General features: G+C 73.1%; 28 protein-coding genes. 8 read left to right on the top strand and 20 right to left on the bottom strand.

Annotation, left to right across the window (positions count from 1 at the left end):
* Window positions 1–363 precede the first annotated feature (363 nt).
* The 4 genes from CRP39_RS04490 (at window position 364) to CRP39_RS04475 (ending at window position 3,764) form a co-directional block, all read left to right on the top strand.
* Window positions 364–1,122, top strand: a complete 759-nt coding sequence (locus CRP39_RS04490; protein ID WP_097204687.1) for a CoA transferase subunit A — start codon at window positions 364–366, stop codon at window positions 1,120–1,122.
* On the top strand, window positions 1,122–1,793 hold the full coding sequence (locus CRP39_RS04485) for a 3-oxoacid CoA-transferase subunit B (RefSeq protein WP_097204685.1): 672 nt from the start codon (window positions 1,122–1,124) through the stop codon (window positions 1,791–1,793). The genes CRP39_RS04490 and CRP39_RS04485 overlap by 1 nt, the downstream gene beginning before the upstream one ends.
* Before the next feature lie 96 nt (window positions 1,794–1,889).
* Window positions 1,890–2,801, top strand: coding sequence for an SDR family NAD(P)-dependent oxidoreductase (locus tag CRP39_RS04480; protein WP_097204683.1), 912 nt, complete (start codon window positions 1,890–1,892; stop codon window positions 2,799–2,801).
* Between the two features lie 96 nt (window positions 2,802–2,897).
* A complete protein-coding gene (locus CRP39_RS04475; protein WP_097204681.1) occupies window positions 2,898–3,764 on the top strand; it encodes a DUF559 domain-containing protein in 867 nt (288 codons plus the stop codon).
* Between the two features lie 43 nt (window positions 3,765–3,807).
* On the opposite strand, the gene CRP39_RS04470 is transcribed toward CRP39_RS04475, so the two are convergent.
* From CRP39_RS04470 to CRP39_RS04430, 9 genes are all read right to left on the bottom strand, one after another.
* Entirely contained in the window at window positions 3,808–4,740 is a 933-nt protein-coding gene (locus CRP39_RS04470) for an SDR family NAD(P)-dependent oxidoreductase (protein ID WP_097204679.1), read from the bottom strand.
* 164 nt (window positions 4,741–4,904) lie between these two features.
* On the bottom strand, window positions 4,905–5,135 hold the full coding sequence (locus CRP39_RS04465; protein WP_097204677.1) for a hypothetical protein: 231 nt from the start codon (window positions 5,133–5,135) through the stop codon (window positions 4,905–4,907).
* Window positions 5,132–6,202 carry a hypothetical protein gene (locus CRP39_RS04460; protein ID WP_172442280.1) on the bottom strand — a complete coding sequence of 357 codons (1,071 nt, stop codon included), beginning with the start codon at window positions 6,200–6,202 and terminating at the stop codon, window positions 5,132–5,134. The genes CRP39_RS04465 and CRP39_RS04460 overlap by 4 nt, the downstream gene beginning before the upstream one ends.
* Before the next feature lie 73 nt (window positions 6,203–6,275).
* A complete protein-coding gene (locus CRP39_RS04455) occupies window positions 6,276–6,830 on the bottom strand; it encodes a UGSC family (seleno)protein (protein WP_097204675.1) in 555 nt (184 codons plus the stop codon).
* A gap of 17 nt (window positions 6,831–6,847) precedes the next feature.
* Window positions 6,848–7,975: an ABC transporter ATP-binding protein gene (locus CRP39_RS04450; RefSeq protein WP_097204673.1), complete on the bottom strand. Its 1,128-nt coding sequence runs from the start codon at window positions 7,973–7,975 to the stop codon at window positions 6,848–6,850.
* A complete protein-coding gene (locus CRP39_RS04445) occupies window positions 7,972–9,084 on the bottom strand; it encodes an ABC transporter ATP-binding protein (RefSeq protein WP_097204671.1) in 1,113 nt (370 codons plus the stop codon). The genes CRP39_RS04450 and CRP39_RS04445 overlap by 4 nt, the downstream gene beginning before the upstream one ends.
* The gene (locus CRP39_RS04440) at window positions 9,081–9,974 is read right to left on the bottom strand and encodes an ABC transporter permease (protein ID WP_097204669.1); all 894 of its coding nucleotides are present in this window, start codon (window positions 9,972–9,974) and stop codon (window positions 9,081–9,083) included. The genes CRP39_RS04445 and CRP39_RS04440 overlap by 4 nt, the downstream gene beginning before the upstream one ends.
* Window positions 9,961–10,995, bottom strand: a complete 1,035-nt coding sequence (locus CRP39_RS04435; protein WP_097204667.1) for an ABC transporter permease — start codon at window positions 10,993–10,995, stop codon at window positions 9,961–9,963. Before CRP39_RS04435 ends, CRP39_RS04440 begins: the two co-directional genes overlap by 14 nt.
* Window positions 10,992–12,605 (bottom strand): ABC transporter substrate-binding protein, encoded by a 1,614-nt coding sequence (locus tag CRP39_RS04430; RefSeq protein WP_097204665.1) that lies wholly within the window; start codon window positions 12,603–12,605, stop codon window positions 10,992–10,994. The genes CRP39_RS04435 and CRP39_RS04430 overlap by 4 nt, the downstream gene beginning before the upstream one ends.
* Before the next feature lie 349 nt (window positions 12,606–12,954).
* Here CRP39_RS04430 and CRP39_RS04425 point away from each other — a divergent pair, with 349 nt between their 5' ends.
* Entirely contained in the window at window positions 12,955–13,800 is an 846-nt protein-coding gene (locus CRP39_RS04425) for an IclR family transcriptional regulator (RefSeq protein WP_097204663.1), read from the top strand.
* 49 nt (window positions 13,801–13,849) lie between these two features.
* Here CRP39_RS04425 and CRP39_RS04420 read toward each other — a convergent pair whose 3' ends face one another.
* The 4 genes from CRP39_RS04420 to CRP39_RS04405 form a co-directional block, all read right to left on the bottom strand.
* On the bottom strand, window positions 13,850–14,854 hold the full coding sequence (locus CRP39_RS04420; protein WP_097204662.1) for an amidohydrolase family protein: 1,005 nt from the start codon (window positions 14,852–14,854) through the stop codon (window positions 13,850–13,852).
* A gap of 12 nt (window positions 14,855–14,866) precedes the next feature.
* Window positions 14,867–15,961, bottom strand: coding sequence for a zinc-dependent alcohol dehydrogenase (locus tag CRP39_RS04415; RefSeq protein ID WP_245853557.1), 1,095 nt, complete (start codon window positions 15,959–15,961; stop codon window positions 14,867–14,869).
* Window positions 15,962–16,145: 184 nt separating this feature from the next.
* Window positions 16,146–17,276 carry an alpha-hydroxy acid oxidase gene (locus CRP39_RS04410; protein WP_097204659.1) on the bottom strand — a complete coding sequence of 377 codons (1,131 nt, stop codon included), beginning with the start codon at window positions 17,274–17,276 and terminating at the stop codon, window positions 16,146–16,148.
* A gap of 121 nt (window positions 17,277–17,397) precedes the next feature.
* A complete protein-coding gene (locus CRP39_RS04405; protein ID WP_097204657.1) occupies window positions 17,398–19,008 on the bottom strand; it encodes an ABC transporter substrate-binding protein in 1,611 nt (536 codons plus the stop codon).
* 260 nt (window positions 19,009–19,268) lie between these two features.
* Here CRP39_RS04405 and CRP39_RS04400 point away from each other — a divergent pair, with 260 nt between their 5' ends.
* Together CRP39_RS04400 and CRP39_RS04395 are read left to right on the top strand one after the other, a co-directional pair.
* Window positions 19,269–19,868: a nitroreductase family protein gene (locus CRP39_RS04400; RefSeq protein WP_097205159.1), complete on the top strand. Its 600-nt coding sequence runs from the start codon at window positions 19,269–19,271 to the stop codon at window positions 19,866–19,868.
* Window positions 19,869–19,894: 26 nt separating this feature from the next.
* Entirely contained in the window at window positions 19,895–20,659 is a 765-nt protein-coding gene (locus CRP39_RS04395; RefSeq protein ID WP_172442279.1) for an SDR family NAD(P)-dependent oxidoreductase, read from the top strand.
* Between the two features lie 102 nt (window positions 20,660–20,761).
* On the opposite strand, the gene CRP39_RS04390 is transcribed toward CRP39_RS04395, so the two are convergent.
* From CRP39_RS04390 to hisD, 7 genes are all read right to left on the bottom strand, one after another.
* Entirely contained in the window at window positions 20,762–21,202 is a 441-nt protein-coding gene (locus CRP39_RS04390) for an OsmC family peroxiredoxin (RefSeq protein WP_097204656.1), read from the bottom strand.
* Window positions 21,203–21,323: 121 nt separating this feature from the next.
* Complete coding sequence (locus CRP39_RS04385; protein ID WP_216359601.1) at window positions 21,324–21,734, bottom strand: VOC family protein; 411 nt, start codon at window positions 21,732–21,734, stop codon at window positions 21,324–21,326.
* Window positions 21,735–22,016: 282 nt separating this feature from the next.
* On the bottom strand, window positions 22,017–22,652 hold the full coding sequence (gene hisH, locus CRP39_RS04380) for an imidazole glycerol phosphate synthase subunit HisH (protein WP_097204653.1): 636 nt from the start codon (window positions 22,650–22,652) through the stop codon (window positions 22,017–22,019).
* A gap of 55 nt (window positions 22,653–22,707) precedes the next feature.
* Window positions 22,708–22,884 (bottom strand): hypothetical protein, encoded by a 177-nt coding sequence (locus CRP39_RS26650; protein ID WP_172442278.1) that lies wholly within the window; start codon window positions 22,882–22,884, stop codon window positions 22,708–22,710.
* A gap of 75 nt (window positions 22,885–22,959) precedes the next feature.
* Window positions 22,960–23,556, bottom strand: a complete 597-nt coding sequence (hisB, locus tag CRP39_RS04375) for an imidazoleglycerol-phosphate dehydratase HisB (protein ID WP_097204651.1) — start codon at window positions 23,554–23,556, stop codon at window positions 22,960–22,962.
* 82 nt (window positions 23,557–23,638) lie between these two features.
* Window positions 23,639–24,751, bottom strand: a complete 1,113-nt coding sequence (locus CRP39_RS04370; protein WP_097204650.1) for a histidinol-phosphate transaminase — start codon at window positions 24,749–24,751, stop codon at window positions 23,639–23,641.
* The gene (gene hisD / locus CRP39_RS04365; protein ID WP_097204648.1) at window positions 24,748–26,052 is read right to left on the bottom strand and encodes a histidinol dehydrogenase; all 1,305 of its coding nucleotides are present in this window, start codon (window positions 26,050–26,052) and stop codon (window positions 24,748–24,750) included. The genes CRP39_RS04370 and hisD overlap by 4 nt, the downstream gene beginning before the upstream one ends.
* Before the next feature lie 133 nt (window positions 26,053–26,185).
* Here hisD and CRP39_RS04360 point away from each other — a divergent pair, with 133 nt between their 5' ends.
* Window positions 26,186–26,986 carry an LON peptidase substrate-binding domain-containing protein gene (locus CRP39_RS04360; RefSeq protein WP_097204647.1) on the top strand — a complete coding sequence of 267 codons (801 nt, stop codon included), beginning with the start codon at window positions 26,186–26,188 and terminating at the stop codon, window positions 26,984–26,986.
* Window positions 26,987–26,988: the final 2 nt, after the last annotated feature.

The raw sequence follows: 26,988 nt of genomic DNA, 5'->3' as shown, positions 1-26,988 counted from the left end.
GACGGCGACGAGGTCTGATCCGACCGTCGCGAGCTGCACGGGCGCACTCCCCGGCCGGGGTCCACCATCCGTCCGCCGGGGTGGCACGGACCACACTCCTTCCCCAGCACGGAAGACCGCGCGGTGGCGGACCGCCACGGGGATCGCCGCGTCAGCTGTGCGCCCCGTCTCCTTTCCGGGACGTGGAAGATGCGGTACTGCCCGCCGCGCGCGGCTGCTGGACTCCTCGTGCTCGACCGACGTCGGCCGCACAGGCCCGGTCGGTCCGGGACGTCTGCGCCACCCGGCGCCCCCGTGTGGCCGCGGCGCGGTCCACGAGCGAGCTCACCCGTGGAAGGACCCCTCCCCCGTGAAGGACCCCCAGTGATCGACAAGTTCCGCGAGGACATCCTGTCCGTGGTGGACGCCGTGCCCTCGGGTGCCTCCATCGCCGTCGGCGGCTTCGGCAGCTCGGGCCGGCCGGACGGGCTGCTCGACGCGCTGTGCGAGCTCGACCGCCGCGACCTGCACGTCATCGTCAACAACGTGGGCCACGACTTCACCGGCGTGGGACGGCTGCTGCACGAGGGCCGGCTGCGCCGCGTGACGGCGTCCTTCCCGATCCTGCAGGAGTTCTACGACGAGTACTTCGCCGGCAGGGTGGAGCTCGAGCTGATCCCCCAGGGCACGCTGGCCGAGCGGCTGCGCGCGGGCGGCTCCGGCATCCCCGCCTTCTTCACGCCGTCCGGCGCGGGCACGATGCTGTCCGACGGCTCCTTCACGCTGCGCTACTCCCCCGACGGCGGCGTGGCCGAGCACGTGCCGGCCAAGGAGACGCGCCTCATCAACGGCCGCGAGTACGTGCTCGAGGAGGGCATCGTCGCGGACTTCGGGTTCGTCAAGGCCCACAAGGCCGACCGGAAGGGCAACCTGCGGTTCCGCCTGTCGGCGCGGAACTTCAACCCGATGGCGGGTATGTCCGGGAAGCACACGCTCGCCGAGATCGAGCAGCTGGTCGAGGTGGACGAGCTGCACCCCGACGACATCCACCTGCCCGGCGTCTTCGTGGACGACGTGGTCATGACCACCGGCAAGGCGCCCGCCACCGAGGACACCGCCGCGACGACGAGGAAGGCCTCCTGATGACCGGCACCATCCCCGCCCCGGCCCCGGTCGTGGGCCGCACCCGCGAGGGCATCGCGGAGCGTCTCGCCGAGGACCTGCAGGACGGCTACGTCGTCAACCTCGGCGTCGGCATCCCGCTGCTGGTCCCCCGCTTCCTGCCCGCCGACAAGGAGGTCGTGCTCCACGCGGAGAACGGCGTCCTCGGCATCGGCGCGGAGGCCTCGCCGGAGGAGGCCGACCCCGACCTCACCGACGCCGGCAAGCAGCCGATCACGCTGATCAGCGGCGCGGCCATCACCGACTCCGCGATGTCCTTCGCGATCATCCGCGGCGGTCACCTGGACTGCACGATCCTGGGCGCGCTGCAGGTGTCGGCCTCCGGCGACCTCGCCAACTGGTACGTGCCGGGCAAGAACCCGGCCGTGGGCGGCGCGATGGACCTCGTCGCCGGCACGCCGCAGGTCTGGGTCGCCATGGAGCACGTCGACCGCAAGGGGCAGCCCAAGATCGTGCCCGAGTGCACGATGCCGCTGACCGGCAAGGGCGTGGTCACCCGGGTCTACACCGACCTGGCCGTCTTCCACGTCGTCGACGGGCAGCTGCGGCTCGTGGAGTGCGCCCCCGGCGTCACCCCGGAGGACGTCCGCGCCCGCACCACCGCCCCCTACACCGAGCACCTGGCCGGCTGAGCCGGCCGAGGACCACACGGCCGACCCCCGGCCACGGGCCCGCACCGCCGTCCAGCGGTGCGGGCCCGACCCATCTTCGCGAGCGAGGAGAGCTCCATGCAGGACGTCGAAGGCAAGGTCGCGTTCATCACCGGCGGGTCCAGTGGCATCGGGCGCGGGATCGGCCTGGCGTTCGCCCGCGCGGGGATGACGGTCGTCATCAGCGGCCGCCGTCAGGAGCACATCGACGAGACGCGGGCGGAGTTCGCCGACGCCGGCCTGGAGGTGGACTCGGTCCTCCTCGACGTCACCGACCGGGACGCCGTCGAGCGCGCCGCGGAGGAGACCGAGCGCCGCCACGGCCGCGTCGACGTGCTGGTCAACAACGCCGGCATCGGTCTGACCGGCCCGGTCATGGAGGCCACGCCGGCCGACTGGGACTGGCTGATCGACGTCAACATCAAGGGCGTCGGCAACGGCATCGCCGCGTTCGTGCCGCGCATCCGCGCGCACGGGCAGGGCGGCCACATCGTCAACACCGCGTCGATGGCCGCGCTCATGCCGATCGTGGCGGGGCTGTACTCCATGACGAAGGCCGCGGTCGTGGCGCTGTCGGAGGCCCTGGCGATCGAGCTGGCCGCCGACGGCATCGGCGTCTCGGCCTACTGCCCCGGCCCGGTGCACAGCAACATCGCCGGCGCGGTCGCCAACCGGCCCGCCCAGTACGGCGAGAGCGGCTACACCCCACCGCCCGCGGAGTTCCTCGAGCGGGCCAAGACCCAGCCGTACATGAGCTACGTCGAGGCCGGTGAGCGGGTGCTGAACGGCGTCCGGCGCAACGACCTGTTCATCCTCACGCACCCGGAGTTCCGCGCCGGGGTGCAGGAGCGCTTCGACACCACGCTGGCCGCGTTCCCCGACGAGCCGATCGACGAGGCCCGCGCCGCGGCGATCCCGTTCCTCACCGGGCACACCGTCTACGCGGCGGAGAAGCGGCTCCCCTCCCCCCGCCTCACCGACCTGCGCTGAGCCCTCGAGGGGCAGAAATGGCCACTTCTGCCCCTCGAGGTGGTGACCTGTGGACGACGTCAGCGCGACGGGCCCCTGCTACGGCACCCTGCCGCGGTGCACCGCTCCCACCTCACCGGCGTCTTCGTCGGCAGCCAGGCCATCGCTGACGGGTTCATCACGCCCAGGCAACTCCGTGAGCGCAGCTACCGCCGCCTGGTCCAGGGCGTCTACGCAGATCCCGCACTCGAGTTCGACCACCGCCTCCGTTGCACGGGCGTGGCCCTGGTGCTCCCGCCCGGCACGGCCATAGGAGGACACTCCGCCGCCGCCTGGCACGGCGCGCCCTTCGCGGCGCCGCACGACCCGGTCACCGTCGTCCGGCCGCCCGACGTGGAGTGGAAGGGCCCACGCGGGGTCCGGGTCCACCGCACAACGCTCGCAGCCGGTGATGTGGAACAGCGCGACGGCGTCCCGGTCACCTCGTCCCTCAGGACGGCGTGGGACCTCGCCTCGATCGAGCCGCGCGGGACGGCAGTGGCCGCCCTCGACGCCATGGTGCGGGCCGGGTCGCTGACGCGGGAGGCACTGACGTCGATGGCCGGCCTGGGGAGCGGCCGGTGGGGCGTGACCCGCGTCCGTGAGGCCGTCCCACTGGTCGATCCACGAGCCGAGTCGGCTCCTGGGTCACGGGTCCGGGTCGCGCTGGTCTCGGACGGCCTGGCTCCCGTCCCCCAGTACGAGGTCCGGTCTGCGGGCAGCTTCGTGGCACGGGTCGACCTGGCGTTCCCGGAGGCGCGGCTTGCCGTCGAGTACGACGGTGCCCACCACTTCGTCGAGAACCAGATCCGAGCCGACGACGCACGCCTCCGGCGCCTGGAGGCGGCCGGATGGCGAGTGATCCGGCTCAGCGCGACCGACCTCCGCGACCTCGACGCCGTCGTCGCACGGGTGCGGGCCGCCCTCGCCGGCATGAGCCGGTAGGGGCAGAGATGGCCATTTCTGCCCCTACCGGCTCATGGATCGATCAGGGGGCGGGGGTCTCGTCCAGCGGGACGAGCGGGACCGGCCCGGCGAGGTCGTCGGGGTCCGCCGGGAAGTAGGCGAAGTTCTTCGCCCGGGCGCCACCGTCGACGACGAGGTCGGTGCCGGTGATCAGCCGCGCGTAGTCCGAGCACAGCCAGGCGACCGCGTGGCCGATGTCGGTCGGCGTCCCCGTGCTGCCCATCGGGACCAGCGGCGGCCGCTCACCGCTCCAGCGGGCCGGGCGGCGCCACGGCTCGTCGCCGGTGCCCCCGCCCAGTCCGCCGCCCTTGCGCCCGGCGTTGAGCATGTCCGCCGGGCGGCCCTGCGCCGCCAGCTCCGCGAGCAGCTCGGGGTTGTCGATGGTGGGGGCGGTCGGGGTGTAGCTGTTGACCCGGATGCCGTAGGGCGCCAGGTCCATCGCCGCGGCCCGGACGAAGTTGTTCACGCCGCCCTTGTTGAACGCGTAGGCGATGACGCCGGCCGAGCCGTTCCACCCGTTGGACGACGAGATGCACACGATCGAGCCGCGGATGCCACGCTCGGCCATCGCCCGGCCGACGATCTTGGTGTTGAGGAAGTAGCCGAGGCCGGACACCTTGATCGAGCGCTCGAAGGTCTCGGCGCTCTCGTCCAGCAGCCCCTTGCCCCCGAGCATCGCCGCGTTGTTGACCAGGATGTCGATGCGGCCCCACTGCTCGAGGACGGCGTCGACGTAGGCCTGCACGGCGGTTTCGTCGGTGACGTCGCCCGGTGCGGCCATCGCCTCGCCGCCGTTGCGCTCGATCCGCGCGATCGCGGCCTTGATGACGTCGTCGTTGACGTCGTTGCACGCCACCTTGGCGCCGTACCGGGACAGCGCCAGCGCGATGCCGCTGCCGATGTTGGGGCCGACGCCGGTGACCAGCGCGACCTTCCCCTCCAGGGAGATCTCCACGTCCGTGCTCCGTTTCGTGCGGGCTGCAGACGCATCTGCAGCAGGTCCTGGGTCCTGGGCATGCCGCGGACCCGTGGGCGGCAGGCGCCGCTCCCACGGGTCCGCGGGTGGTCCTCCGCGGCGGAGGTCGGGTCCCGCCGCGGCTACCGGGTGGAGCTGGTCGCTCAGCCCTTGTCGGCCGGGTAGGTCAGCCGGATGCTCTCCGGCTGGACCCCCAGGACCGGGGCGAGCATCGACTGCATGAGGGGCTTGGGCACGAGGCACTCCTCGCACGCGTCGGGACCGGCCACGATGGCGACGTCGGCCTGGTCGCCCTGCACGTCGACGTCGAGCCGGTAGTCGTCGGCCTGCAGGGTCTGCTTCAGCTGGTCCAGCTGCGCCTGGTCGATGGTCACGGGGACACCTCCTGGAGGGTGGTCGGCCGGGACTGGGCCGACCAGCGGACGGGCACCGATCGACCGGACCAGGTGGCCCAGCCGAACGGACGGAACACCATGGAGATCGCGGCGTTGGCCGCGCCGGCGACGATCACCGGGATCTCCGCGGGCGAGGGCAGCATCGGGAACGCCTCGTCGGTCTCGGCCGGCCCGCCGGGGCCGCCGGCCTTGCCCGCCGCGGCGAGCTCGGCGTGGCTGCGCGTGGCGTGCTCGAAGAGCCACTGCTGGACGTCGGCCCGGCCGTACCCGGCGTCGGCGAGGAGCGCCGCGTGCTCAGGACCGAGCACCAGCCCACCGGTGGAGTGCCGGAGGCCCAGGTAGGCGCCGATGCGGGCCAGGGAGTCCGCGAAGTCCTGGAGGACCGCCTCGGCGCTCTCGGTGTGCCGGTTGTCGACGTACTCGCAGCACCGGATGAGCATCGCCGACACCGCGTCGACGCCCGGTTCGAGCCCGCCGACGACGCTGAGCGGCTCCCACGGGGAGAGCTCCTCGTTCTCGCCGATGAGCAGCTGCCACCGGCCGGGCACGCCCTGGGTGGCCTGCTCCAGCTCCTGCGGCTTGATGCCGTAGCCGTTGCGCACGATGAGCCCGATGGCCCGCGCGATGGTGGCGTTGGCGCGGAAGCCGGGACCGAACACCCCGCCCGCGCAGTTGATGCCCAGCCGCTGGCGGACTGGACCGTTGACCACGAGCAGCGGCGCCGGGCCGCTGGTGGACTGCCAGGCACCGCCGTTGGTGGACGGCTCCCCGTTGAGCGCGTCCCAGGCGGCCAGCACGACCGGGAAGTACTCGGGCTCGCACCCGGCCATGATCGCGTTGACCGCCGCCTGGCGGACGGTGACCCGGCGGTTGAGGTGCTCCTGCGCGCCGATGACCTCGTCGGGGTCGCGGTCGGTGGTGGCGAGGAAGGCCTCGACGTCGTCCACGGTGGCCGGGACGACCGGCAGACCGTCGGTCCAGCCCTGCTCGTAGCAGTACCGGATGGCCTCCTTCGCCGTCCGGACCGGGTCCTCCAGCGTGGTCACAGTGCCTCCTCGCCGGCGCTCGTCGGCGCTGCGCCCCGTGGTGCTGTGCCCATGCGTGACCTCGCGAGCTCGGTCACGAGGCCACCGCCGCGGACGAGCGGGTCAGCATGCCGACGATCTGGGGCAGTGCCTGGACGGCGCGCTCGCGGACCCCCTCGCGGGACAGGCTCGCCACCGGGTGGGCCGTGGTGACGTACTCGTACCCCGGCGTCCCCTGCAGGTCGGCCATCGCGTCGGCGCTGACGCGGAAGGCGTCGCTGCAGATGACCGCGGCGGGGATGCCGGCGGCCTCCAGCTGCAGTCCATCGGCGACGGCGGAGGCGCTGCAGGACCCGCAGTCCCCCACGCCCACGACGACGACGTCGGTCTCGCCGCGGAACTCCTCGAGCATCTCCGGCGGGGCCGGGTGCACGATGCTCGGCTTGGTCCGGGTGAGGACGGTGGTCACGCCGTACTCGGACTCGAGCAGCGCCGACAGCTCCTCCAGGAAGTCGGCGGCGTTGCGCTTGGTGTTCACCAGGAGCCCGAGCCGCAGCCCGGACAGTCGCGCCGGCCGGGTGGCCAGGCTCGTGCGCCCCCGGTCGTCACCGGGAGCGCCCACCGTGGGGTCGACGATGCTGTCGAACACGTGCCCCTCCTCGTTCGTCACAGGGTCTGCTGCGGAGCCGGCTGGGCCGGCGCGGTCGGCTGGGCCGGCACCGGCGGGGGCGCCAGCGTGGCGCCCGCCGGCTTCGGGGGCAGGTCGGCCTCGACGACGTCCAGCGGGAAGTGGCAGGCGACCTGGTGGCCGGGCAGCCGCTCCACCAGCTGCGGCGCCTCCTCGGCGCACTTCAGCTGCGCCCGGGGGCAGCGGGTGCGGAAGCGGCAGCCGCTGGGCGGGTCGATGGGCGACGGCGGCTCGCCCGGCAGGGCGACCGGCCGGTGCGCGGCACCGGTGACCGGGTCCACCCGCGGGATGGAGTCCAGCAGCGCCGACGTGTACGGGTGCAGCGGCTGCCGGTACATGCCCTCGGCGGGCCCGATCTCGGCCAGCTGGCCCAGGTACATGACCGCCACCCGGTCGCTGACCTGCTTGACCATCGCCAGGTCGTGGGCGATGAACAGGTACGAGAGGTTCAGCTCGCGGCGGAGCTTCTCGAAGAGGTTCAGCACCTGCGCCTGGATGAGGACGTCCAGGGAGGACACCGCCTCGTCCGCCACGATCAGGGCGGGCTCCAGCGCCACGGCCCGCGCGATGGCCACGCGCTGGCACTGGCCGCCGGAGAGCTCGAACGGCCGCCGCTTGGCGTATTGGGAGGGGTCCAGCCCGACGAGGTCGAGCAGCTCCTCGACCCGCCGCTTGCGGCTCGAGGCGTTGCCCTGGCCGTGCCCGACCAGGGGCTCCTCGACCAGCTCGCTCACCCGCCAGCGCGGGTTCAGCGAGCCGAACGGGTCCTGGTACACCATCTGCATCTGCCGGCGGGACTCCTTGAGCTCCTTCCGGCCGGCCTTCATGAGGTCCGTGCCCTGGAACTCCACCACCCCGGACTTGGGGCGGGGCAGCTGGATCACCGAGCGGGCGAGGGTGGACTTGCCGGAGCCGGTCTCCCCCACCACGCCGAGTGTCTCGCCGCGGTAGATGTCGAACGACACGTCCGACACCGCGTGCACCACGCCGCCCTTGACGCCGCCCGCGGCCTGCACGGGGAACTCCTGCACCAGGTTGCGGGCCCTCAGCAGCGGGGTGCGCGCGCCCGACCGGTCCCCCGCCGTGCGCTCCTCGACCGCGGTCATCGCTGTTCTCCGTTCGCGGTGTGCTTGCCGGTCCCCGAACCGACCGGGTGCCAGCAGGCGAACCAGTGCTCGGGGTCGTGCTCGGTGAAGGGCGGCATCTCCAGGCACTGGTCGGTGGCGTTGGAGCACCGCGGCCGGAAGGGGCAGCCCTTCGGCAGCGCCGAGAGGTCCGGCGGCTGGCCGGGGGTGACCTCGAACAGCGAGTGCGGCTCCCGGTCCAGTGCGGGGATGGCCCCCAGCAGGGCGTGGGTGTAGGGCATCCGGACGTTGGCGAACAGCACCTTCGTCGGGGCGTACTCCACCGCCCGGCCGGCGTACATGACGACGACGTCCTGGGCGTAGCTGGCCGCCAGCCCGAGGTCGTGGCTGATCATGATGACCGCCATGCCGAGCCGCTGCTGCAGCTCGACCAGCAGCTCCATGATCTGCGCCTGCGTCGTGACGTCGAGGGCCGTGGTCGCCTCGTCGGCGATCAGCAGCCGCGGCTCACCGGCCAGCGCGATCGCGATCATGACGCGCTGGCGCATACCGCCGGACAGCTGGTGCGGGTACTCGTGGAAGCGCCGCTCGGCGGCGGGCAGCCGGACCAGCTTCAGCAGCTCGACGGCGCGGGCCTGGGCGCCCTTCTTGTCGAGGTCGCTGTGCAGGCGGACCGCCTCGGTGATCTGGGCACCGATCTTCATGGTGGGGTTCAGCGAGCGGGCCGGGTCCTGGAACACCATGGCGATGTCGCCACCGCGCAGGGACTGCATCTCCCGCTCGGACAGGCCCAGCAGGTCCCGGCCGTCGAACCGCACCGAGCCGGAGATCTTGGCAGTCGGAGGCAGCAGGCCCATCAGGGCCCGGGAGCTGACACTCTTCCCGGATCCGGACTCGCCGATGATGGCCAGCATGGAGCCGGGGGCCAGCTCGTAGGACAGCCCGTTGACGGCGTTGATCTTCCGTCCGCCGCGGGTGAACTGCACCCGGAGGTCCTCGACCACCAGCAGCGGCTCCCCCGGCGACGCCGCCGTGGCCGGGCGGTGCCGGCCGGCCGTCTCGGGGACGATGACGCCCTCGGACACGGTGGCGTCCTCCGCGGGGAAGGCCGCCGTGCGCTTGCTGCTCATCGACCACTCCAACGTGCACGCAGGTTCTCGCCGAGCAGGTTGAAGGCGAGGACGGTGACCAGCAGGGCCAGGCTGGGCCAGACCACCAGCATCGGCGTCGCCGACAGGCTCAGTTGGCCCGTGGCGACCATGTTCCCCCAGCTGGGAGCCGGGTCGGGGATGCCGAGACCGAGGAAGCTCAGCGCGCCCTCGATGATGATCACGATGCCCATCCCGAGCATCCCGAAGGTGATCAGCTGTGGGGCGATGTTGGGCGCCAGGTGCTTGAACAGCATCCGCGACGGTGACGTCCCGGCCAGCTGGGCGGCCGCCATGAACGGCATCTCGCGCAGTCGCAGCACCGCGGAGCGGGCCAGGCGGGCGAACGCCGGGATGCTGAAGAACGCCAGGGCGAAGATCGTGTTCGTCATGCTCGGGCCCAGCGCCTGCGCCACTGCGAGGGTGAGCACCAGCGACGGGAACGCGATCAGCACGTCGAGGACGCGCATGATCGCCGTGTCGACCCAGCCGCCGACGTAGCCGGACAGCGCGCCCAGCGTGCCGCCGACCACCAGGCCGAGCAGGTTCACCGCGAGGGCGATCCACAGCGAGGACTGACCGCCGTGGAGCAGCCGCGACAGGATGTCGTTGCCGTTCGGGTCGGTGCCCAGGACGTGCCCCGGCGAGAACGCCGGCTGGTTGCTCTCCAGCACGCTCCCGCCGACCGGGCTGGGCAGCGACAGCAGGGTCGGGCCCAGGAAGCAGGCGACGAGGACGAACGCGATCATGCCGGCGGGGATCCACGTGCCGAGCTGGCTGCGCCAGCGTCGGCCGCGTCCACCGGCCCGGGCCTCGGCCTCGTCGACCTCCGGGCTCAGGGAGAACGACGGGGCAGGCTCAACGACTGCCATAACGGATCCTCGGGTCTAGGACGGCGTACAGGAGGTCGACGACCAGGTTCGCGACGACGGCGACCAGGGCGAAGATGACGACCGCCGCCTGCACCACCACGAAGTCACGGGTGTTGATGGCCTGCAGCAGCATCTGGCCGATGCCGGGCAGGGCGAAGATCTGCTCGATGATCACCGTGCCGCCGATCAGCGCGCCCAGGTTCAGGCCGACGATCGTGATCAGGCCGAACGACGAGTTCCGGAACGCGTGCTTGATCAGCACCGCCCAGGAGCCGACGCCCTTGGCGCGGGCGGTGGTGACGTACTCCTCCTGCTGCATCTGGTCGACCAGGTCCCCGCGCAGGAACCGGGTGTAATAGCAGAACAGCGGGAAGCCGATCGCCGCCGACGGCAGGATCATCCCCCGGAGGTTGGCCCAGAGGCCGTCCTCCAGCGGGGTGTAGCCGATCGCCGGGAGCCAGCCCAGCGAGACGGCGAACACCAGGACCAGCAGCAGCGCCAGCACGTAGTTGGCGACCGACAACCCGAGGGTGCTGATCATCATGCTGATCCGGTCCATCACCCCGCCCGGCTTGTGGGCGGCGAGCAGGGCCACCGGCACGGCCAGCACGAGGGAGACGACGAAGGCGAGGAACACCAGCTCGGCGGTGACCGGCAGGCGGGCCGAGAGGATCTCGCTCACCGGCTGCCGGCTCACCAGGGAGTTCCCGAGGTCACCGGTGACGGCGCCCTGCAGCCAGTCGAAGTAGCGGACGACTCCCGGCTTGTCCAGTCCGAGCTGCTGCTCGAGCAGCGCGATGTCCTCGGGCGTGGCCTCCGGGCCCAGCAGCTGCTGGGCGGCGTTGCCGGGGATGAGGCTCAGCACCCAGAACGTCAGCACCGTGACGCCCAGCATGATCGGGATGGCCATCAGCAGACGCTTGACGACCAGCCGCAGCACCGGCGAGGCGGTCAGCCGGGAGAGGGGGGAGACCCGCGGGTCCCGGCTGACCGGGACCCGCGGGGTGGCCGTGGCTGTCACTGCTCCCGCCAGACCTCGTCCCAGATGACGCCGGTGTTGACCAGCAGCGGCGGGATCTTGGTGGTGAGACCCGGGCCGTGGACGCCGGCGGCCGCGAGGTTGGCCGGCGCGAAGGCCAGACCGAACGGCGCGTAGAAGTTCTGCGCGATCAGCTCGGCGGCCTGCTGGTACAGGTCGTCCCGCTGGGCCTCGTCCACCGTCGAGGAGGCGTCGGCCAGCAGCTGGTCCAGCGCCGGGTCGTTGACGCCGCTGTACGGGACGCCGGAGTTGAACCGGAAGCCGACGCCGACACCGGCGGCAGGGTCCCAGGCACCCGCGGTCTGCAGCATCGCCTGCCACTGACCACCGGTGAACTTCTGGATCACGCCGGACAGCTGCGAGTCCTCGATGGTCACGTCGATGCCGGCCTCCTGCCACTGCGTCTGCAGCGCGGTGTTGATCTGCGTCGCGACGTAGTTGCTGATCGTGCCGAGGTTGACCGTGAGGCCGCCCAGCTCCTGGACGAGCTCCTTGGCGCGGTCCAGGTCGTACTCGGGGTAGCCCTCGACCTCGGCGTGGTAGAACTTGCCGCCCGGGGCGGTGAAGCCCTGGCTGACCTCGTAGTTGCCGCCGAAGATGCCCTCGTTGATGGCGTCGAAGTCCGTCGCCCGGTAGATCGCCTCACGCGCCCGCGGGTCGTTGAACGGGGCGATCTCGGTGTTGAGCTGGACGACGTAGGGCGAGGTGGCCGGCTGGATGGTCACCTGCATCTGGCCGTTCGCCTGGGCCTGCTCGAGCAGCGGGGTGGTGTTGAGGCCCTCGTAGGCCTGGGCCTGGCCGGCCTGCAGCGCCTGGTAGGCCGGCTGGTCGCCACCGATCGACTGGAAGGTGAGCTCGTCCAGGTAGGGCAGGCCCTCCTTGAAGTAGTTCGGGTTCTTCTCCAGCTCCAGGACCGAGCTCAGCTGGTTGTCGACCACCGTGAAGGGGCCGGCGCCGACGGGCTTGATCTTGAAGGCGTCCTCGCCCATCTGCTGCAGCGCCGTCGGGGAGGCGATCCAGTTGACGTTGCTCGTCGGGAACGACGCCAGGATGGCCGGGAACGGCCGGGTGAAGGTGAGCGAGATGGTGAGCGGGTCGACGACCTGGATGCCGTTCTCGGCCAGCGGCCAGTTCGGCTTGCAGGTGCACGCGTTCGCCAGCGCCCGCTCCCAGTTGGCCCGGACCGCCTCGGCGTCCAGCGGCGTGCCGTCGCTGAACTCGATGCCGTCGCGGAGCTTGATCGTGAAGCTCGTCCCGTCCTCGGACATCTCGTAGCTCTCGGCCTGGTGGCCCTCGACGCGGGCGTTGGAGCCGTCGTCGTCGGCACGCAGCAGGAACAGGCCACCGAAGATCGCCTGGTTCATGGCGATGTTGGAACCACCGGTGGTGTTCGTGGCGGGGTCGAGGCCGGCCGGCCAGCTGCCCGCGAACGCGGCGTCCTCCAGGACGGTCAGCTCGCCGCCCTGCTGTGGCTCGCCCACCGGTCCCCCGGTGCCGCCGGAGGCGGACCCTCCGCTGTCACCACCACCGCCGCAGGCTGACAACGCCAGCGCAGCGGCGGTGAGGAGGGACAGGATCGTCCGTTGCTTCATGTAGGTGCTCCCCTTGGGGCCTGGGTGACGTCGGGCGGAACGGTGTGGGCTGACGGAAGAGGACTTCGCTCGTGCCGTCAGGGACATGGGCACAGCCAGTGATGGGGGTCACTGGGGGCTGGACCAGATTCCGCGAGCGACCTGCCTGCGGGCCCCGCCGCTTTCACCCCGCGGAAGACAACTTCGGGGGCCGGAGGGCGGACCGACCGGTCCGCTGGACCGGCCCCGGGCCGCCGTGCAGCCCGGGGCCGGAGCGCCCGGCGTCTGCTCCTCGGCGGTGACCGTGAACACAGTGGGGCACGGGGGGCCGGTGCGTGACAGGGGACGCCCGGAAGCGAAGCTTGAGCCCATGACCAGACAGCTCCGCCCGGCTCCGGGCAGCGACCGCTCGGGAGCGACCCGGCTGGCCGGGCACGCCGGCGGCTCGGCGACGGCCGCCAGCCGGGTGCTGGCGGTGCTGGACGCGTTCGGTCCGGCCCACGCCTCACTCACCCTCAGCGAGATCAGCCGCCGCTCGGGGCTGTCGCTCACCACGACGCACCGCCTGGTCGGCGAGCTCAGGGCGTGGGGGGCCCTCGAGCGCGGCGCCGACGGCCGCTACGGCATCGGCCTGCGGTTGCTCGAGCTGGGTGCGCTGGCGCCCCAGGGGTTGCAGCTGCGCGAGGTCGCCGTCCCCTACGTCGACGACCTGCACCAGGCCACGCGGGCCAACGTCGTCCTCGGGGTGCGGGACGGGTCCGACGTCGTCTACGTCGAGGCGCTGCGCGCCCGGGGCGCCGTGCGGTTGATGAGCCGGATCGGCGGGCGCTGGCCGCTGCACGCGACCGGGACCGGCCAGGTGCTGCTGGCCTTCGCCGACCCCCAGGTGCAGGAGGAGGTCCTCAGCGGTCCGCTGAAGGCCTTCACGCCGTACACCATCACCGACCCGGCGGCGCTGCGCCGGACCCTCGCCGAGGTGCGCCGCACCGGCGTGGCCGCCGCGGAGAACCACCTGACCGCCGACGCGCCCGCCCTCGCCGTCGCGGTCCCCGTCCGGGGTGCCGGTGACGAGGTGGTGGCCTCCCTCGGCGTGACGGTGGCCGCAGGCGCGACGCAGGCCCAGGCTCTGGTGCCGGTGCTCAACGCCACCGCCCGCGGCATCTCCCGCGCGCTGGGCGCCCCGTCGGCCCAGCCGGCGGTCCGCCGCCGGCCGTGACCACGCGGGGGCGCCGGGACTCCGGACGGCGTCCCGGCGCCCCCGGGACTCAGCGCGTGGGCGCCATGCCCAGCCAGCGCCAGGCGTTGTTCCAGAGGATGTCCTCGAGGACGTCGTCGGCCAGGCCCATCGACTTCAGCGTCCGGCCGGCCGGCTCCTCCCGCGGCATGGCCGGGAAGTCCGAGCCGACCAGCAGCCGGTCGGAGCCGAGCAGGTCGATGAGGTAGGTCAGCGCCCGGCGGTCGAAGACCAGCGAGTCGTAGTAGAAGCGCCGCGCGTACTCCAGCGGCGAGGGGCCGTCGTCGGGCATGACGGCGCGTTCGGGGTTCTTCGGCTCCTCGTTCCACGAGCCGCCCCAGAAGTACTGGTGGCGCGGGATCATCAGCGGGTAGCCGCCGGCCGCGTGGCTGAAGGAGATCCGCAGGTCGGGGCACTTGGCCGCGGTTCCGCCGGCGACCATCGAGGCGGCCGCGAAGGCGCCCTCGACGCCCACGACGTAGGTGCCCATGGCCGACATCGGCAGCCGCTCGGTCGGCGAGGGCATGGCGTGCACGAAGACCGACAGGCCGAGTCGTTCCACCTCGGCGAAGAACGGCAGGAACTTCTCGTGGCCGATCGAGGAGCCCAGGACGTTCGAGGCGATCTCGACGCCCTTGAGGCCCTGCTCCTTGATGGCGGGGAGCTCGGCGGTCGCGGCGTCCGGGTCCTGCATCGGCACCATGCCGAGGGCGATCAGCCGGGTCGGGTCGGCCTGCACCAGCGTGGCGCTGAACTCGTTGACGTGGCGGGCCAGGGAGAACGCGTCGTCCAGCGGCAGGTCGTAGCGCAGCAGTGGCGGCATCGGGCTGAGCACCTCGACGTCGACGCCGTTGGCGTCCATGGCCTCGATGCGGCGCTCGGCGTCGAAGAAGACGTCCTTGGCCTTGAACTGCATCTGGCCGAACAGCAGCGTGCGCGCGGTCTCGCCGTCCACCGGCTCCATGCGGGGGAAGCACTCGGGGGCATCGGCCGGGTAGTCGTACGGCAGCAGGTGGGCGTGGGTGTCGATGAGCATGCGGTCCTCCGGTCAGAGGTTCGGGTGGACGGAGACGTGGACGGCGGACTCGCCGGGCACCTCGCCGGCGAGGACCTCGATGGCGTGCGCGGTGTCGTCCAGGCCGAAGGAGTGGGTGTGCAGCCGCTCCAGCGGGAAGCGGCGGGACTCGATGAGCGCGATCGCCTCGGCCATGGCCTTGGCATCCACGCCGAACGCGCCCTGGACGGTCAGCGCCCGGTTGATGATCAGGTCCGTGCGCAGCGGGATCTCCCGGTTGCCCTTGATGCCGGCGAGTACGACCCGGCCGCCGTGCTTGGTGGCCAGCAGCGCGTCGGTGACGGGGCCCGCGGCCATCGGGGTGAGCTCGAGGCTGACGTCGACGCCGCGGCCGCCGGTCAGGTCCTGCACCCGCTCGACGACGTCCTCGGCGGCGTCGCCGTCGACGACCAGGGCGTGGTCGGCGCCGAACTCGCGGGCCAGGTCCAGCTTGTGCGCGTCGGCCTCCAGCCCGGTGACGACGACCGTGCCGGCACCGGCGGCCTTGGCGGCGATGACCGCGGCGATGCCCCGCAGGCCGGAACCGAGCACGAGCACGGTGTCGCCGAGCTGTACCTGCCCGTAGTGCAGCGCCCACCGGACGCCGGCCCCCATCGAGTTGTACATGGCCGCGACCTCGACCGGCAGGGTGTTGTCGATCTTGTGGACGACGGACCCCGGGGCCAGGTACATGTACTCGGCGAACCCGCCCCACAGCGAGGGCGCCACGTCGATCGGGGTGACGCCGTGGCCGCCGACGCGGTTGCGGCAGGCCTGGTAGTTGCCGGTCAGGCAGTCGAAGCAGTTGCGGCAGGGGATGACCACCTCGAGGGCGACCCGGTCCCCCGGCTGCACGCCCCAGCGCTTGGCGGCGTTCTCCCCGACCTCCTCGACGATGCCCATCGGCTCGTGGCCGGGAACGAACGCCGGGCTGTCCGGGCGGGCGTGGCCCTTGTAGAACTCCACGTCGCTGCCGCACAGACCGTTGGCCTCCAGGCGGAGCAGGCCGTCGTCCGGGCCGACCTGCGGCCGGGGGAACTCCTGGATCTCGATCTTGCGCGGGCCCACCTGGACCGCGGCGCGCACCATGTCACCCAATTCGTCCTCTTTCCTCGTGCCGAGCCGGGGATCGCCGCGCCGTCCGGCCGCCGGACCCGGGCGGGGCCGCGCTGGGGCCCCGCTCCACTCGTGTGCTGCCGGTCACGCTAGGTCCGGCGCGCTCGGGGTCACCACGGCCCTTCCGCCGTGCGGTGGACGGGTCGGGACGACCTCGTCAGCCGCCCGGCAGGAGCAGCAGCCCGCGGTCGACGTCGCCCGGTGTCCGGCTGCCGGTGAGCGCCATCGCACGCAGCAGCTCCGCCCGGAGCAGCTCCAGCACGTGCTCCACACCGGCCTGCCCACCCGCGGCCAGCCCGTAGAGGTAGGGCCGGCCGACCAGCACCGCGGTGGCCCCGAGGGCGAGGGCCTTGAGCACATCGGTGCCGCGCCGGACGCCGCCGTCGAGGAGGACGGGGACCCGGCCGGCGACGGCGTCGACGACCGCGGGCAGCGCCTCGACCGTCGCCTGCACCCCGTCCAGCTGCCGCCCGCCGTGGTTGGAGACGACGACGCCGTCGGCGCCGGAGTCCAGCAGCCGCGGCACCTCCTCCGACCGCAGCACGCCCTTGACCACCAGCGGCCCGTCCCACAGCCCGCGGACGAACGCGAGGTCGGCCCAGGTGACCGGCCGCGGTGAGGCGAGGATCTGGCGCTGCGTCGCCCAGGCCGACAGCCGGCCGTCCCGCCGCGTGGGCAGGTTGCCGCGCAGGAACTCCACCGCCCAGGCGGGCCGGGAGGCGCCGTGCAGGAGCATGCCCGGGGTGGGGCGGACCGGCAGGCCGAAGCCGTTGCGGCGGTCGCGCTCGCGGCCGCCGAAGACGGGCGTGTCCACGGTGAGGACCAGCACGCGGTAGCCGGCGGCGGCGACCCGGTCCAGCGCCGTCCGGGTCTCCTCCCGCGTGGACGGCAGGTACAGCTGGTACCACAGCCCTCCTCCCCCGGCCCGCGACACCTCCTCCAGCGGGTAGCCGGTGACGGTGCTCTGCACGTAGACGGTGTCCTGGGCCGCCGCGGCGGCGGCGACCGCCAGCTCTGCCCGGCGGTGCGCGATCCGGCCGCCGCCGGTGGGAGCCAGCAGCACCGGCAGGGACACCCGCCGGCCGAACAGCTCGACGGCCGGGTCGACGGCGGACACGTCGGCCAGCACCCGCGGCCGCAGGCGGATCTCCCGGAAGGCGGCCTCGTTGCGGGCGAGGGTCAGCTCGTCGTCGGCACCGCCGTCGATCATGTCGAAGACCGGGCGCGGCAGGCGCCTGCGGGCGGCCTCCCGGACGTCGGCGAGGTTCACGGCCGAGCGCAGGCGCACGGTGCCTCCTCCGCGGGCGTGGGGCCCGGAACGGCCCGGCGGGGACGGCCGGAGCCGTCCCCGCCGGGACGGGTGGGCCCGCGGGCCCCGGTCGCCCGGGGCCCGCGGGGTGGGACGCGGGTCAGCCCTGCTCGCGCCAGACCTCGTCCCAGATGACGCCGGTGTTGACCAGCAGCGGCGGGATCTCGGTGGTCAGCCCCGGACCGTGCACGCCCTGCACGGCGAGGTTGGCCGGCGCGAAGGCCAGACCGAACGGAGAGTAGAAGTTCTCCGCGAGGTGCTCGGCGGCCTGCCGGTACAGGTCGGCCCGCTCGTCCTCGTCCAGCGTGCCGGCCGCGTCGGCCAGCAGCGCGTCGAGCTCCGGGTCCGCGATGCCGCTGAACGGCGACGTGGAGGTGAACCGGAAGCCGACGCCGACACCGGCGGCGGGGTCCCAGGCGCCGGCGGTCTGCAGCATCGCCTGCCACTGGCCGGAGTTGAACGACTCCACCAGGCCCGAGAGCTGGAAGTCCTCGATCGTGACCTCGATGCCCGCCTCCTGCCACTGGGTCTGCAGGGCGGTGTTGATCTGCGTGGCGACGTAGTTGCTGATCGTCCCCAGGTTCACGGTCAGGCCGCCGAGCTCCTCGACGAGCTCCTTGGCCCGCTCCAGGTCGTACTCCGGGTAGCCGGTCACCTCACGCTCGTAGAACTTGCCGCCCGGGGCGGTGAAGCCCTGGCTGACCTCGTAGTTGCCGCCGAAGATCCCCTCGTTGATCGCGTCGAAGTCCGTCGCCCGGTAGATCGCCTCGCGGGCCCGCGGGTCGTCGAACGGCGCGGCCTTGGTGTTGAGCTGGATGACGTAGGGCGAGGTCGCCGCCTGGATGGTCACCTGCATCTGGCCGTTGTTGCGCGCCTGCTCCACCAGCGGGGTGGTGTTCATGCCCTCGTAGGCCTGGGCCTGGCCGGCCTGCAGCGCCTGGTAGGCGGGCTGGTCACCGCCGATCGACTGGAAGGTGAGCTCGTCCAGGTAGGGCAGGCCCTCCTTGAAGTAGTGCGGGTTCCGTTCCAGCTCCAGCGTCGTGCTCAGCTGGTTGTCCACGACCACGAACGGGCCGGCGCCGACGGGCTTGATCTTGAAGGCGTCCTCCCCCATCTGCTGCAGCGCCGTCGGGGAGGCGATCCAGTTGACGTTGCTGGCGGGGAAGCCGGACATGACCGCGCCGTTGGGCGAGGTGAAGGTGATCGAGACGGTGAGCGGGTCGACGACCCGGATCGGGTCCTCGGCCAGCTGCCACGCCGGCTTGCAGCTGCAGGGCGCGGCCAGCGCGCGCTCCCAGTTGAACTTGACCGCCTCGGCGTCCAGCGGCGTGCCGTCGCTGAACTCGATGCCCTCGCGGAGCTTCACGGTCAGCGTGAGCCCGTCCTCGGACAGCTCGGAGCTCTCGGCCTGGTGGCCCTCGATGCGGGCGTTGGAGCCGTCGTCGTCGGCACGCAGCAGGAACAGCCCCCCGTAGATCGCCTGCATCATCGCGATGTTGGCGCCACCGGTGGTGTTGGAGGCGGGGTCCAGGCCGGTCGGCCAGCTGCCGGCGAACGCGGCGTCCTCCAGGACGGTCAGCTCACCACCCTGCTGCGGCTCGCCCGCGGCGGCCTGGGTGCCGGGGTTGGCGTCCCCGGAGCCGCCACCGCCGCACGCGGACAGCGCGAGGGCTGTGGCGAGCAGGATGGACGGGATCGTCCGCTTCTTCATGTGGGTGCTCCCTGTGCTGGGTCGGCGTCGAGACGACTGCGGGCTGAGCTGGGAGGTGCGGGTGGAACGGTCGTGCCGGGACCGCTGGCGGTCCGGCCGTCGCAGTGACGCGCATCACTGCGCGGTCAAGATCCCGGGACCGGCCGGACGGGCGGACCCGGGCTTGCGCGGGGCGGAAGACAACTTCGCCATCGGCCCTCCGACCAGCGCGTTCCCGCATAACGAATGGATCGCGATGGCCGGCTGGCAGGGTGGGTGACGTGGAGTTCGCTGACGTCGTCCGCCGGCGCCGCATGGTCCGCGACTACGACCCCGACCGGCCGGTCCCGCCGGAGGTGCTGGAGCGGCTGCTGGAGCACGCGATCCGGGCGCCCTCGGCGGGGTTCAGCCAGGGCTGGGCCTTCCTCGTGCTGGAGTCCGCGGAGGAGCGGTCGCGGTTCTGGACGGCGACCACCGGCGATGGCCCGCGCGACCCCTGGCTGGTGCGGATGAGCCGCGCGCCGCTGCTGGTGGTGCCGCTGTCGTCGAAGGCCGCCTACCTGGACCGCTACGCCGAGCCGGACAAGGGCTGGACCGACCGCGACGAGGCCCGCTGGCCGGTCCCCTACTGGGACGTCGACACCGGGATGGCGGCGCTGCTCATGCTGCTGACCGCCGTGGACGAGGGGCTGGGCGCCTGCTTCTTCGGTGTCCCCGCCGAGCGCGTCGACGCGTTCCGCGCCGCGTTCGGCGTCCCGGACACCCACCGGCCGGTCGGCTGCGTGTCGGTGGGGTACCCCGGCGCAGCGGACCGCCGCTCCCCCTCACTGCGGCGGGGCCGGCGCAGCGTGGAGGAGGTCGTGCACCGCGGCCGGTGGTGACCGGCGCTCCTGGTTGACTGCCGACCGTGGCAGACGACATCGAGTCCCGCGCCGTCCTGGTGACCGGCGGCTCCCGCGGCATCGGCCGGGCGATCGCCCGCGCCTTCGCCGAGCGGGGCGACCGGGTCGCCGTGCACTGGGGCTCCTCGCGGGAGCGGGCCGAGCGGGTGCTCGCCGAGCTCCCCGGCGACGGCCACGTCCTCGTCCAGGCCGACCTCGGCGACGCGGAGGCGGTCGGCCGCATGGTGGACGACGCCGCCGAGGGGCTGGGCGGGCTGCAGGTGCTCGTCAACAACGCCGGGGTGTTCACCGCCCACCCACCGCTGGCCACCTCCTACGAGCAGTGGCAGGCGACCTGGTCACGGACGCTGGCGGTCAACCTGGTCGGCGCGGCCAACGCCACCTTCCGCGCCGTGCCGCACCTGGTCGCGGCGGGCGGCGGCGCGGTCGTCAACGTGTCCAGCCGCGGCGCGTTCCGGGGCGAGCCCGACACCCCGGCGTACGGCGCGTCCAAGGCCGGGCTCAACGCCTTCGGGCAGTCGATGGCGCTCGCCCTGGCGCCGCACGGCATCTCGGTGGGCACCGTGGCGCCGGGCTTCGTGCAGACGGAGATGGCCCGGGAGGTGCTCGACGGGCCGGGCGGCGACGCGGTGCGCGCGCAGTCCCCCTACGGGCGGGTGGCGCGGCCCGAGGAGGTCGCGTCGGCCGTGCTGTGGCTGGCCTCGCCCGGGGCGCGGTTCTCCACGGGCACGATCATCGACGTCAACGGCGCCTCCTACCTGCGGAGCTAGGACCGCGGCCGCCGACGTCCGGGCGCCGGATCCTCCCCCGTCCGCGGCTGTGCGGCGGGGTGATCGCCGGGCCCGCCCGGAGCGCCGGCGGTGGCGGATCGTTCAGCTCTCCAGGGTGGCGTCGAGGGTGATGTCGTCGACCCCCGCGAGCGCGCGGCTGACCGCGCACCCGGGCTTGGCGGCCTGAGCGGCCTGCTCGAACCCCCTGGCGTCGAGGCCCTCGACCTCGCCGCGGACGGTCAGGGTGATCGTCGTGATGGTCGGCGCGCCGTCCTCCTGCCCGAGGGTCACGTCGGCGGAGACCTCCAGGGACCGGGGGGTGCCGCCGGCCCTGTCGATCTCGTAGGACAGCGCCATCGAGAAGCACGACGAGTGGGCCGCCGCGATCAGCTCCTCGGGGCTCGTGGTGCCGCCGGCGTCGTCGGCCGTTCGCGTGGGGAAGGAGACGTCGAACGTGCCAGCCCCGGAGCTGCTGAGCTCGACCTGACCGGACCCCTCCTGCAGGGTGCCGTCCCAGGCGGTACGAGCGGTGCGGATGGTCATGCGGCTCCTCCTCGGCTCGGGACGGCCGCGCCGATCGGGCGGCCCCGTGGGCGTCTCGTGGGCGGAGTCCGGAGTGGTCGATCCGCCGCGCGTGGATCCGCCGCTGCGGTCCGCGACCGGCTCATCGGATCAGGACGCCGTCCGCGCGGGTGACCTGCCACATGTGGCCGTCGGGATCGGCGAACGCGCCGGCGTAGGCATCCGGGCTCCGCGTCTCCGCGAGGTCGTCCACCGGGACGGGACCCCACGTCTGGTTCTCGGCTTCGAAGACGATGTCGGCGCCGGCGTCCTGTGCGCGACGCATCAGCTCGTCGACCTCGGCATCGGTGGCCAGCCCGATCACGACGAGGCACTCGTGGGCGCTCCGAGGCGATCGTCGCCGACGACCGATCACCCAGCCGAAGCCGACTGCCGGGATCAGCATCACCCGCAGACCGGCGCTGATCCTGAACTGCAGTGGCTCGGGGAGGCCGTCGTCACCCGGCTCACCCACTGCCACGAACCCGAGGGCGGTGTAGAAGGCGTGGGACACCGAACGATCCCGGATGGGCAGGCACACGGTTGCCCGGTCGACGTCCACGATGCCCCCTCGGGATGGACTCAGCTGCCTCAGTACCGACCCCACGGACTCCCGGGAGTCATCGCTCGAGGGGCACGGCCAGCGCTGGCGGTCGCTCCCGTTCCGCCGGGCCGGGCGTCCTGCGCGGCGCACCCAGGGGATCTCTGGGCACACCGCGGCCACGTGGTGGTCGAGCACGGTTTCCGGGCCGAGGGCGACCACCGGGCCGGAGGCGGTCCTGGCTGCGCCCCCGTGTCAGAGCGTCCGGAGCCAGTTGGTGAGCAACTGCGCGCCGGCGTCGCCGCTCTTCTCCGGGTGGAACTGGGTGGCCGACAGGGGGCCGTTCTCCACACCGGCGACGAACCGGTCACCGTGCTCGGCCCAGGTGACCAGCGGCGCGGCCAGCGGGGACGGCGCCCCCTCGGCGCCGAGCGGGAAGTTGCGCACCCCGTAGGAGTGCACGAAGTAGAAGCGCTGGTCGGCCAGCCCGTCGAACAGCACGCTGCGCTCCGGGGCCTGGACGGTGTTCCAACCCATGTGCGGCAGCACCGGCGCCCGCAGCGGCTCGACGACGCCCGGCCACTCGCCACAGCCCTCGGCGTCCTGCCCGTGCTCCACGCCGCGCTCGAAGAGGATCTGCATGCCGACGCAGACGCCGAGCACCGGGCGGCCGCCGGCCAGCCGGCGACCGATGACCCGCGGCCCGTCGACAGCGCGCAGCCCCTCCATGCAGGCGGCGAAGGCGCCGACGCCGGGCACGACGAGTCCGTCGGCGTCCAGGGCCGCCCGCGGGTCGCCGGTCACGGTGACGTCGGCACCGACGCGGGTGAGCGCGCGCTCGGCCGAGCGCAGGTTGCCCGAGCCGTAGTCGAGCACGACGACCTTCTTCATGGCTCCCACGCTATCGATCAGCCGGGAACGGCCCGGCGGTGTTCCGGGAGGTGGGTCACACCATCCGGAGGATGCCCGACGCCGTCGCCAGCAACGCGGCCGCCAGCAGGGCGACGGCGAAGGCGACCTGCGGACCGGTCCGCCCCTTGGTGTCGGAGTCGGCCTTCCAGATGCTCCAGGCCCCGCCGAGCAGGAAGCCGCCCAGGACGAGCAGCAGGACGGCGAACGTCATGCGAGGAACCGAAGCGGGATCACGCGAGGAACCGAAGCAGGTGTCACGCGAGGCACCGGAGCAGGTGTCATGGAGCTACAAGGCACCCTTGGTGGAGGGGACGTCGGTGACCCGCGGGTCGAGCGCGACGGCCACCCGCAGCGCCCGAGCCAGCGCCTTGAACTGGCCCTCCACGATGTGGTGGGCGTCGCGGCCGGCGTAGAGCACCCGCACGTGCAGGCTGATCCGCGCGTTGAACGCGAACGACTCGAGCACGTGTTTGGTGAGCGACGTCGGGTAGTCCGGCCCGATCATCGGCGTCATGTTCTCGGGCTCACTGTGCACGAAGTACGGCCGGCCGGAGAGGTCGACCGCCGCCTGCGCGAGCACCTCGTCCATGGGGATGGTGGCGTCGCCGTAGCGGGTGATGCCCTTCTTGTCCCCCAGCGCCTGGGCGAACGCCTGGCCCAGGGCGATCGCGACGTCCTCCACCGTGTGGTGGGCGTCGATGTGCAGATCGCCGTCGGCCCGGACGGTGAGGTCGATGCCGCTGTGCTTGGACAGGGCGGTGAGCATGTGGTCGTAGAAGCCGACCCCGGTGCTGATCGAGCTCTTCCCGGTGCCGTCGAGGTCCAGTTCGACGACGAGTTTGGTCTCGCTGGTCTCCCGCTCGACCCGTGCAGTGCGCGTCACGTGTCCTCCTCGCTGGCGCTCGTCGGCAGCGTTCGCGACGCCGCCCTGCCCATGCGTGAGCTCGCCAGCTCGCTCACGGAGCTCATCCTCCCTCAGTCGTGCGGTGGTCCGGCGCGACCTCACCCAGCGCGGTGAGGAAGGCGTCGGTCTCTTCCGCGGTGCCGGCGGTGACCCGCAGCCAGCCCGGGATCCCGACGTCGCGGACCAGGACGTCGCGGTCCAGCAGCGCCTGCCAGGCGGCGCGGGCATCGGCGAAACGGCCGACGAGCACGAAGTTGGCGTCGCTGGGCACGCTGGTCAGCCCCATGCCCGGCAGCGCGGCGACGATCCGGTCGCGCTCGGCCCGCACCGCGTCGACGGTCGCCAGCAGGGCGTCGGTGTGCGCCAGCGCCGTCCGCGCGGCGGCCTGGGTCAGCGAGCTCAGGTGGTACGGCAGCCGGACCAGCTGCAGGGCGTCGACGACGGCGGGGTCGGCGGCCAGGTAGCCCAGCCGCAGGCCGGCCATGCCGAACGCCTTGCTCATCGTGCGGCTCACGACCAGCCGCGGCCGGCCCGGCAGCAGGGTGAGCGCGGACGCGGTGCCGGTGCGGGCGAACTCCGCGTAGGCCTCGTCGACGACGACCACCCCGGCGGTGGCCTCGTAGAGGGCCGCGACCGTGTCCAGGGCGACGGCGGTGCCGGTCGGGTTGTTCGGGCTGGTCACGAAGACGACGTCCGGGGCGACCTCCCAGACCTGTGCCGCGGCGGCGTCCGGGTCGATGGTGAAGTCGGCCCGCCGGTGGCCGTCGACCCAGGTGGTGCCGGTGCCGGCGGAGATGATCGGGTGCATCGAGTACGACGGCGTGAAGCCCAGCGCGCGGCGGCCCGCGCCGCCGAAGGTCTGCAGGACCTGCTGGAGGATCTCGTTGCTCCCGTTGGCCGCCCACACCTGCGCGGCGTCGACCGGCTCACCGCTGGTGCGGGTCAGGTACGCGGCGAGGTCGCGGCGCAGGTCGAGGGCGTCGCGGTCGGGGTAGCGGTTGAGCTCCAGCGCCGCGTGCCGGAGCGCCTCGCCGAGGTCGGCCAGCAGCTCCGGTGGCAGCGGGTGCGGGTTCTCGTTGGTGTTGAGCCGGTACTTCGCCGGCAGCTGCGGGGCGCCGTAGGGCGTGCGACCGCGCAGCTCCGGCCGCAGCGGGAGCTCCTCCAGCCGGCTCATGCGGGGCGCCGGGCCCGGACGGCAGCGGCGTGGGCGGGGAGGTCCTCGGCGCCGGCGAGCGCGTCGATGTGGCCGGCCACCTCGGCGAGGGCCCGCTCGTCGTACTCCACGACGTGGATGCCGCGCAGGAAGGACTGCACCGACAGGCCGCTGGAGTGCCGGGCGCAGCCGCCGGTGGGCAGCACGTGGTTGGAGCCGGCGCAGTAGTCGCCCAGCGACACCGGCGACCAGGCGCCGACGAAGACCGCGCCGGCGTTGCGCACGCGCATCGCGACCTCGCGGGGGTTCTCGGTCTGGATCTCCAGGTGCTCGGCGGCGTAGGCGTCGACCACCCGCAGCCCGGCCTCGAGGTCGTCGACGAGGACGACGCCCGACTGGCTGCCCTCGAGGGCGGTGGTGATGCGGTCGGAGTGCTTGGTGGCGGCCACCTGGGCGGGCACGAGCGCGAGGACGGCGTCGGCCAGCTGCTCGCTCGTCGTCACCAGCACCGCACCGGCCAGGGGATCGTGCTCGGCCTGGCTGATCAGGTCGGCGGCGACGTGCACCGGGTCGGCGGTGTGGTCGGCGAGGATCGCCACCTCGGTGGGGCCGGCCTCGGAGTCGATGCCGATGAGCCCGCGCAGCAGCCGCTTGGCCGCCGTCACGTAGACGTTGCCCGGGCCGGTGACCATGTCCACCGGCTCGCAGCTGCCCGCCCCATGGCCGAACACGGCGATGGCCTGCGCGCCGCCGACGGCGTACACCTCGGTGACCCCCAGCAGGGCACACGCGGCGAGGACGCCGGGGTCGGGCAGGCCACCGTGGTCGCGCTGCGGCGGGGAGGCCACCGCGATCGACTCCACGCCGGCGATCTGCGCCGGGACGACGTTCATGACGACGCTGGACAGCAGCGGCGCCAGCCCACCGGGCACGTAGAGGCCGACCCGGCGCACCGGCACCCACCGCTCGGTGACGCTGCCGCCGCGGACGACCTGGGTGGTGACGTCGGTGCGGGCCTGGTCGGCGTGCACCCGCCGGACACGGGTGATCGCCTCCTCCAGCGCGGCGCGGACGGTGGGGTCGATCTCGGCCAGCGCACGGTCGATGGCGTCCCGCGGCACCGCGAAGTCCTCGAGGTCGACGCCGTCGATCCGGGCGGTGATCTCGCGGACGGCCTGGGCGCCGCGGATCCGGACGTCCTCGCACAGGGGCCGCACCGTCGCGAGCACCGAGTCGATGTCGGTGGCGGCACGGGGCAGCAGGCCGGAGAGCTCGCGCACCCCCGGCAGGGCGGATCCTCGCAGGTCGATGCGGGCGAGCACGGGCGTAGACCTCCGAGGCGGTCCCGGGTGGTTCCGGGCGGGGAACGGGAACACCCCAGGGTAGACGGGGCCGCGGCGGACGTCGCCGCGCTGCCCGGTCGCGCGCCCTCCCCTGCCCGTAGGCTCGGCAGCCGTGGGCGACCTGATCCCGCTCTTCCCGCTGGGGACGCCGCTGTTCCCGGGCGTGGTCCTGCCGCTGCAGGTCTTCGAGCCGCGCTACCGGCGTCTGATGCGGGACCTGCTGGCCGTGCCCGAGGGCGACGGCCGGTTCTTCGGCGTGGTGGCCATCCGGCAGGGCTGGGAGGTCGAGCGGGTGGCACCGGCCCAGGCGCTCTACGACGTCGGCTGCACCGCCCGGCTGCAGGTCGTGCGCCCGCAGCCCGACGGCGGCTTCCGGATCGTCACCGTCGGCGGCGACCGGTTCCGGCTGCTGGACGTCCACGCCGACGACGACCCGCCCTACCTGCAGGCCGAGGTGGAGTGGCTGGCCGAGGAGGAGGCCGCGGAGGAGGCTGCCGGCGACCAGGAGGGCCTGACCCCGCCCCACGGCGGCGTGCCCGGCCCCGAGCTCGACGACCTGGTCAGCGACGTGGCCCACCGGTCGCTGGACGTGCTGGTCCGCGGCGTGGGCCGGCTGTTCGCGCGGTACGTCGTGGCGGTGGCCGGCCTCTCCGGCGACGCCGACGACGTCGAGCCCCAGGAGCCGGCGTTGCTGGAGGGCGTCGCCGACGACCCGCGCGCGTTGTCCTACCTGGTGGCCTCGGCGGCCCTGCTGACCACCGAGGACCGGCAGGCGCTGCTGGCCGAGTCCGCCACCCGCCGGCGGTTGCGGGCGGAGTCGCGGCTGCTGCGGCGGGAGCTGACCCTGCTGGAGACCCTCGGCGCCGTGCCGGCGCCGCTGCAGCGCTTCGCCGGGCCGATCAGCGTCAACTGACC

It is taken from the genome of Geodermatophilus sabuli (genome assembly GCF_900215145.1).
GTDB classification, from domain to species: Bacteria; Actinomycetota; Actinomycetes; order Mycobacteriales; family Geodermatophilaceae; genus Geodermatophilus; species Geodermatophilus sabuli.
This window is presented reverse-complemented; position numbering and strand designations above follow the sequence as displayed.

Bases quoted from the DNA above. Each gene is read 5' to 3' on its own strand.
- CRP39_RS04485 (WP_097204685.1), top strand. From the start codon at position 1,122: ATGACCGGCACCATCCCCGCCCCGGCCCCGGTCGTGGGCCGCACCCGC.
- CRP39_RS04480 (WP_097204683.1), top strand. From the start codon at position 1,890: ATGCAGGACGTCGAAGGCAAGGTCGCGTTCATCACCGGCGGGTCCAGT.
- CRP39_RS04450 (WP_097204673.1), bottom strand. From the start codon at position 7,975: ATGACCGCGGTCGAGGAGCGCACGGCGGGGGACCGGTCGGGCGCGCGC.
- CRP39_RS04445 (WP_097204671.1), bottom strand. From the start codon at position 9,084: ATGAGCAGCAAGCGCACGGCGGCCTTCCCCGCGGAGGACGCCACCGTG.
- CRP39_RS04440 (WP_097204669.1), bottom strand. From the start codon at position 9,974: ATGGCAGTCGTTGAGCCTGCCCCGTCGTTCTCCCTGAGCCCGGAGGTC.
- CRP39_RS04430 (WP_097204665.1), bottom strand. From the start codon at position 12,605: ATGAAGCAACGGACGATCCTGTCCCTCCTCACCGCCGCTGCGCTGGCG.
- CRP39_RS04425 (WP_097204663.1), top strand. From the start codon at position 12,955: ATGACCAGACAGCTCCGCCCGGCTCCGGGCAGCGACCGCTCGGGAGCG.
- CRP39_RS04420 (WP_097204662.1), bottom strand. From the start codon at position 14,854: ATGCTCATCGACACCCACGCCCACCTGCTGCCGTACGACTACCCGGCC.
- CRP39_RS04415 (WP_245853557.1), bottom strand. From the start codon at position 15,961: ATGGTGCGCGCCGCGGTCCAGGTGGGCCCGCGCAAGATCGAGATCCAG.
- CRP39_RS04405 (WP_097204657.1), bottom strand. From the start codon at position 19,008: ATGAAGAAGCGGACGATCCCGTCCATCCTGCTCGCCACAGCCCTCGCG.
- CRP39_RS04390 (WP_097204656.1), bottom strand. From the start codon at position 21,202: ATGACCATCCGCACCGCTCGTACCGCCTGGGACGGCACCCTGCAGGAG.
- hisH (WP_097204653.1), bottom strand. From the start codon at position 22,652: ATGAAGAAGGTCGTCGTGCTCGACTACGGCTCGGGCAACCTGCGCTCG.
- CRP39_RS26650 (WP_172442278.1), bottom strand. From the start codon at position 22,884: ATGACGTTCGCCGTCCTGCTGCTCGTCCTGGGCGGCTTCCTGCTCGGC.
- CRP39_RS04370 (WP_097204650.1), bottom strand. From the start codon at position 24,751: ATGAGCCGGCTGGAGGAGCTCCCGCTGCGGCCGGAGCTGCGCGGTCGC.